We start from the raw sequence: 4,178 nt of genomic DNA on the forward strand, positions 1-4,178 counted from the left end.
TACTTATTCTGATCGCCCCTCGGCTGCTTAATTATATCGTTGCGCTTTATCTGATCATTATCGGCGTGACAGGACTGTTTCCGCATCTTCTCGCATGAGACAGCTGAAGATCTATGTTCGGGAGTGAATAAACTCTTTCTTGGATTTATATCGATTGAGTGTCCTGCAAGCGACTATCTGCGCATTGCGCTGATGCGGTGTTTTCGCTATTGCCAATGCGACATCGACTATAAGAGGTTTGAAGATGGCTGATCATCACGATACTGCACCAGCAGAATTGGGCGCTCCCATGGATTACAAGGAACATGAAAGCACTTACAATTTGTTCCTTTCGCTCTCGAAATGGGGCGTTGTATCCTGTGCTGCGTTGCTGGTTGCTATGGCATTCGGTTTTTTCGTCGGAGGCTTCTTCTCTGCCACACTCCTTTTCATCATTGTTTGCGTTGCCGCTTGGTTTTTCCTCTAGGGCAAGCTGTTTTGTAACATACCGGGCGGATAACCTACCGAAGGGCGTTCACTCGAACGATCCACATATCGGGGGTTCCAACCGTCATAAGTCGCTAGCCGCGCTGGTCTCGTCACGGGGCCACTGGTTTTGTTGTGTTTAACTTGCTTGGGGGTGAGAGCTTGGCTCAGACACTGTTCATACCGAAAGAGATCGACGAGCTGCGGGTTGGCGGTTCGCCGGAGACGGTCAAGAAGCTGATAGCGCTTGGGTTTGCGGTTGTGGTCGAGGCTGGCGCAGGGGTTGCCTCGCGCATTCCGGACAGCGAGTTTGTCGCGGCGGGGGCTGCGATCGGCAAGGCCGGCGATGCAGCCAGGGCCGATGTGGTGCTGAAGGTGCGCCGGCCGTCATCGGCCGAGCTCAAGGCCTACAAGAAGGGTGCGGTGGTCATCGCCATGCTCGACCCTTACGGCAATGATGCGGCGGTCAAGGCGCTGGCGGACGCCGGTGTCACGGCCTTCACCATGGAATTCATGCCGCGCATCACCAGGGCGCAGGTCATGGACGTTCTGTCGAGCCAGGCCAATCTTGCCGGCTATCAGGCGGTGATCGATGCGGCTTCGGAATATGACCGGGCCTTGCCGATGATGATGACGGCGGCCGGCACCGTGCCTGCCGCCAAAGTGTTCATCATGGGTGTCGGCGTTGCCGGGCTGCAGGCGATTGCCACGGCGCGCCGGCTTGGTGCGGTGGTGACGGCAACCGATGTGCGCCCGGCGGTCAAGGAACAGGTCGCCTCGCTCGGCGCCAAGTTCCTCGCGGTCGAGGACGAGGAATTCAAGGCAGCCGAGACGGCGGGTGGTTACGCCAAGGAAATGTCGAAGGAATATCAGGCCAAGCAGGCGGCCCTGGTTGCCGACCATATCGCCAAGCAGGATATCGTCATCACCACGGCGCTCATTCCGGGACGCCCCGCCCCAAGGCTGGTGACGCGTCAGATGTATGCGCGCATGCGTCCGGGCTCGGTCCTCATCGATCTGGCGGTGGAGCGCGGCGGCAATGTCGAAGGCGCGGTCGCCGGCAAGATTACCGAAGTGGACGGCGTCAAGATCGTCGGCCACCTGAATGTCGCTGGCCGCATTGCCGCGACCGCCTCGCAGCTTTACGCCAAGAACCTTCTCGCCTTCGTCGAGACACTGGTCGACAAGGATAGCAAGGCCATCAAGATCGATTTCGACGACGAACTGGTCAAGGCCACCGTGCTGACCCATGGCGGCAAGGTGGTGCACCCGAATTTTGCCCGTACTGAAGCCAGTGCTGGTGCTGCAACTGCAGCGTCAGCGCCTGCAGCCTCAGTGGCAAAGCCCGCTGCGGTCAAGAAGGCTGCCCCTGCCAAGCCAGCGGCAGCCAAGCCGGCGCCCGCCGCAAAGGCTGCCACGGCCAAGGCCGCCCCCAGGAAGGCGGCGGCACCGAAAGCCAAGACGGCCGCAAAGACCGCTGCCGCCAAACCCGCTGCGACCCAATCCCCTGCAGCCCCATCCCCTGCAGCAAAGACTGCCGCTAAAACGACTGAAGGAGAGGCATGATGGCTGCCGATGCAACCCTCGACAAGGCACTCGATGCCTTGAACCAGGCGACCGAGATGGTGCGTCAGGCCGCCGGAGCCATGCCGGATGCGGCAGGCGCTGCGGCGCATGCGGTCACCGGCGGTGCGGTCGATCCCTTCGTCTTCCGCCTGGCCATCTTCGTCCTCGCCATCTTCGTCGGCTATTATGTCGTCTGGTCGGTAACGCCGGCGCTGCATACGCCGCTGATGGCGGTGACCAATGCGATCTCCTCGGTCATCGTCGTCGGCGCGCTCTTGGCCGTTGGCCTCTCGGCCAGCGGCTTTGCCACCGGCTTCGGCTTCATCGCGCTCGTTCTCGTCAGCGTCAATATCTTCGGCGGCTTCCTCGTCACCCACCGCATGCTCGCCATGTACAAGAAAAAAGAAAAGTGAGGCGATGACTATGGCAATGAGCGTGAATTTCGCAACTTTTCTGTATCTGGTCTCCGGCGTCCTGTTCATCCTGGCGCTGCGCGGCCTGTCGCATCCGACGACCAGCCGCCAGGGCAATTTCTACGGCATGACCGGCATGGCCATCGCCATCGCCACGACGCTGGCTCTGGCCGAGCCAAGCCTCAAGGGGCTCGGGCTCATCGTCGTCGGCCTTGCCATCGGCGGCAGCGCCGGCGCCTATATCGCCAAGCGCATTGCCATGACGGCGATGCCGCAGCTCGTTGCCGCCTTCCACTCGCTCGTCGGCTTTGCCGCGGTGATGGTGGCGGCCGCCGCGGTCTATGCACCGGATTCCTTCGGCATTGGCGAGGTCGGCTCGATCCATGGCCAGGCGCTGGTCGAGATGTCGATCGGCGTTGCCATCGGCGCCATCACCTTCACCGGCTCGATCATCGCCTTCCTCAAGCTCGACGGGCGCATGTCGGGCAAGCCGATCATGCTGCCGGGCCGCCACGTCCTCAATGCGGGCCTGCTTATTGCCATCGTCGTTCTCGTCGTGGCGCTGGTCCTGACCGAAAGCCATCTCGTCTTCTGGCTCATCGTCATCCTGTCGCTGATCCTCGGCGGCCTGATCATCGTGCCGATCGGCGGCGCCGACATGCCGGTGGTCGTCTCGATGCTCAATTCCTATTCCGGCTGGGCGGCAGCAGCACTCGGCTTCACCCTCGGCAATCTGGCATTGATCATCACCGGGGCGCTGGTCGGCTCGTCCGGTGCGATCCTCTCCTATATCATGTGCAAGGGCATGAACCGCTCGTTCATCTCGGTCATCCTCGGCGGCTTTGGCGGCGAGACATCCGGGGCGGCGAGCGGCGAAGTCGAACAGCGCCCGGTCAAGCAGGGCTCGGCCGACGATGCCGCCTTCATCATGAAGAACGCCTCCAAGGTCATCATCGTGCCGGGCTACGGCATGGCGGTGGCGCAGGCCCAGCATGCCCTGCGCGAGATGGCCGACAAGCTCAAGGCCGAGGGCGTCGAGATCAAATACGCCATTCATCCGGTCGCCGGCCGCATGCCGGGCCACATGAACGTGCTCCTCGCCGAAGCCAACGTGCCCTACGACGAAGTGTTCGAACTTGAGGACATCAACTCGGAATTCGCCCAGGCCGACGTCGCCTTCGTCATCGGCGCCAATGACGTGACCAACCCGGCCGCCAAGACCGATCCGAAATCGCCGATCTTCGGCATGCCGATCCTCGATGTCGACAAGGCAGGAACCGTGCTCTTCATCAAGCGCGGCATGGGCTCGGGTTATGCCGGCGTCGAGAACGAACTGTTCTTCCGCGACAACACCATGATGCTCTTCGCCGACGCCAAGAAAATGGTCGAGAATATCGTCAAGGCACTCGATCACTGACAGCGACGGGCAGAAGAAAAGGTCCGCACTTACAAAAATGGAGGATACAAAATGGCTCAATGGGTACGATTTGACGATGAGGGCATGGAGGGCTTCGGCCTTCTGCAGGGCAAGGATATCGTCGTTTATCAAGGCAGCATGTTCGAGCAACCGATCGCCACCGACATGCGGCTGCCGCTCGCCTCGGTTCGCTTGCTGGCACCTTGCGAGCCTTCCAAGATCATCGCGCTGTGGAACAATTTCCATCAGCTCGCCGCCAAACTCGATGTCGCGAAACCCGACGAGCCGCTCTATCTGTTGAAGGCCCTGTCGAGTGT

Annotated in this window: 6 protein-coding genes; all 6 read left to right on the top strand. The window is 61.0% G+C overall.

All coding sequences use genetic code 11. From position 1 onward, the window contains the following. On the top strand, window positions 1-98 hold a 98-nt coding region (locus ACXJ5O_RS20345), incomplete at its 5' end, for a DUF3096 domain-containing protein (RefSeq protein WP_457301481.1). Between the two features lie 146 nt (window positions 99-244). Beyond that, entirely contained in the window at window positions 245-466 is a 222-nt protein-coding gene (locus tag ACXJ5O_RS20350) for an aa3-type cytochrome c oxidase subunit IV (RefSeq protein WP_114433066.1), read from the top strand. Between the two features lie 161 nt (window positions 467-627). Next, window positions 628-2,031, top strand: a complete 1,404-nt coding sequence (locus ACXJ5O_RS20355) for a Re/Si-specific NAD(P)(+) transhydrogenase subunit alpha (RefSeq protein ID WP_457301479.1) — start codon at window positions 628-630, stop codon at window positions 2,029-2,031. Continuing rightward, window positions 2,031-2,444, top strand: coding sequence for an NAD(P) transhydrogenase subunit alpha (locus tag ACXJ5O_RS20360; RefSeq protein WP_114433118.1), 414 nt, complete (start codon window positions 2,031-2,033; stop codon window positions 2,442-2,444). Before ACXJ5O_RS20355 ends, ACXJ5O_RS20360 begins: the two co-directional genes overlap by 1 nt. Before the next feature lie 16 nt (window positions 2,445-2,460). Then, window positions 2,461-3,861, top strand: coding sequence for an NAD(P)(+) transhydrogenase (Re/Si-specific) subunit beta (locus tag ACXJ5O_RS20365; RefSeq protein WP_457301482.1), 1,401 nt, complete (start codon window positions 2,461-2,463; stop codon window positions 3,859-3,861). Between the two features lie 51 nt (window positions 3,862-3,912). Then, the coding region (locus ACXJ5O_RS20370) for a fumarylacetoacetate hydrolase family protein (RefSeq protein WP_457301480.1) at window positions 3,913-4,178 on the top strand (266 nt) is incomplete at its 3' end.

This window comes from Phyllobacterium sp. P5_D12 (assembly GCF_054049495.1).

What these genes read in the sequence shown, in the direction of transcription:
- ACXJ5O_RS20350 (WP_114433066.1), top strand. Translation starts at nt 245, where the DNA reads ATGGCTGATCATCACGATACTGCACCAGCAGAATTGGGCGCTCCCATG.
- ACXJ5O_RS20360 (WP_114433118.1), top strand. Translation starts at nt 2,031, where the DNA reads ATGGCTGCCGATGCAACCCTCGACAAGGCACTCGATGCCTTGAACCAG.
- ACXJ5O_RS20365 (WP_457301482.1), top strand. Translation starts at nt 2,461, where the DNA reads ATGAGCGTGAATTTCGCAACTTTTCTGTATCTGGTCTCCGGCGTCCTG.